This is a genomic window from Helicobacter sp. T3_23-1059, assembly GCF_053654515.1.
The window spans coordinates 1-451 of record NZ_JBSIUV010000231.1 but is presented as its reverse complement, the minus strand read 5'-3'; the positions used below and the strand labels follow the sequence as shown (position 1 = coordinate 451).

Sequence of the window (451 nt, the reverse complement as noted above, 5' to 3'; positions counted from 1 at the left end):
TGATAAAATTTAGCCCTACCGACAAAATTAGAATCAAAAATGGCAAAGATAATTTTACTGCTAGAATCTTTTGACCCACTTAGCAAACCGCACACGAAAAAACTGCAAGATGATATGTTTTAAACTACGGATTAAAGCGCAAGAGGTGGCATAGCGTAGCGGACTAAAACAATCAAATATCGCAAGACTAGAGAGCGCAGATGGTGGCTTTAGCCTAGATACTGTTGTGAAATACGCTAGAGCAGTGGGACTAAAAAGCTAACGATTAGTTTGTGAAGTTTGCTCTATCATTGTTGCTACTTGCTAATAAACTTTTTAGAAAACTTAAAAAAATCACATACCAAGATTTAGATTCTACCAAGACGCAAAATCTCATAATGATACGCTTTATTTCGCCTTATAATTTGCTAGCCATTTCACGCGCTCAGGGTCTCTGTGGTCGATAAATTGT

The 451-nt window shown here is 37.0% G+C and carries 1 protein-coding gene; it reads left to right on the top strand.

Annotation, left to right across the window (positions count from 1 at the left end; translation table 11 throughout):
* Nucleotides 1–272 precede the first annotated feature (272 nt).
* Nucleotides 273–446: a hypothetical protein gene (locus ACWIX0_RS14200; RefSeq protein WP_454174620.1), complete on the top strand. Its 174-nt coding sequence runs from the start codon at nt 273–275 to the stop codon at nt 444–446.
* The last annotated feature ends 5 nt before the right edge of the window (nt 447–451 follow it).